Source organism: Microbacterium sp. P5_B6 (assembly GCF_056400345.1).
In genome coordinates, this window is sequence record NZ_JBFULL010000071.1 from 1 (window position 1) to 1,388 (window position 1,388).

A 1,388-nucleotide genomic window follows, 5' to 3' on the forward strand; every position below is an offset into this window, starting at 1 on the left:
GCCTCATGCCATCGACGTCAGGAGAGGTACTCCTGGATGGCCGGAAGCTCACCGGCCCCAGCTCGAAGATCTCAATCGTCTTCCAGGAGTACACCCGATCCCTCATGCCGTGGATGACGGCTGAGAAGAATGTCGCCCTCGCCCTGTTCAACCGAAAGCTCTCGCGCGCGAAGGTACGCGAACTCAGCCGTGACGCGCTTGCCAGCGTCGGGCTCGCGGACAACGAGTCGAAGTATCCGTGGCAGCTCTCAGGTGGAATGCAGCAGCGCGTCGCGATCGCCCGCGCACTCGTCACCGAGCCCGAGGTGCTTGTCATGGACGAGCCGTTCGCGTCGATCGACGCACAGACACGGTTGGAACTCGAGGACTTGACGCTCGCGCTGCAGCGGGAGCGGCACATGAGTGTCATGCTCGTCACCCACGACATCGACGAAGCGGTCTACCTATCGGATCGAATCGTCGTGCTGTCCAAGAACCCTGCCTCGGTCCAGGAGATCGTGCCCGTCGACCTCGGAGCGGAACGCGACCAGTTCACCACTCGCGAATCGCACCGCTTCGGCGAGCTCCGGTCCCACGTCCTGGGACTCATCCGGCACTCGCAGGAAGTAGCCAAGGCCGAGCAGCGGGCGCGATCTGCCGCCTGACACTTGGTCGACCGCGACGATCGGTCGACCATGCATCTCTATGTATACATTACGCATACCAAATGTCGACAAGTTGGGAACAAATAATGACCTACGCACAAGCCGTCGCCGATGGCATCTGGGCCTCGGGTGCTTCACTGGTMGGGTACATCCCCTCAGTGACGGTGGCCCCGGTCATCGAGGCCCTCGTGGCTGCGGACAAYGGTTTGCATGGAGAGTCCGTCCGGGTGACACCGCTATCCCGTGAGGAGGAGGCGATCGGCATCATGGGGGCCGTGTCGCTCACTGGTGGCCTGGGTGCCGTTGTCATGCAGGACAACGGATTCGGCAACGCCCTCACGGCGCTGACGACGTTCTCCCTCTCGTACCACCTGCCGCTGCTCATCTTCGCGAACACTCGCGGGAGCCTCGGCGAGTACAACTCAATGATCCACTCGATCAGCCAACCCGTACCCAGGCTGCTCGAAGCGGTCGGGTTGCCCGTTGTTGAGCTTGATCGCCGAAGCAGCGAGGCTGACTGGCGGGATGCGGTCGCGGAAGCGGGCGTTCACGCCTCCATGACCTACCGGCCCGTCGTCGTCCTTGGATCGTTCTGGAACACTGACGGGAAGGTCGMGTGATGAAGCGCATCGAAGCACTCGAGATTCTTGGCGAGCTCACCGAAGGCCACCCTGTGGTGGTGACATGCGCTGCGACGAGCCGTGAATTCGCTTCCGTGAAAGACGTTGACAGCCACCTCTACCT

Annotated in this window: 2 protein-coding genes; both read left to right on the forward strand. The window is 62.3% G+C overall.

The features are described 5' to 3' along the window. On the forward strand, nucleotides 1-644 hold a 644-nt coding region (locus tag AC1DP3_RS18265), incomplete at its 5' end, for an ABC transporter ATP-binding protein (protein ID WP_477295783.1). Nucleotides 645-730: 86 nt separating this feature from the next. Further along, nucleotides 731-1,264, forward strand: a complete 534-nt coding sequence (locus AC1DP3_RS18270; RefSeq protein WP_477295785.1) for a thiamine pyrophosphate-binding protein — start codon at nucleotides 731-733, stop codon at nucleotides 1,262-1,264. The last annotated feature ends 124 nt before the right edge of the window (nucleotides 1,265-1,388 follow it).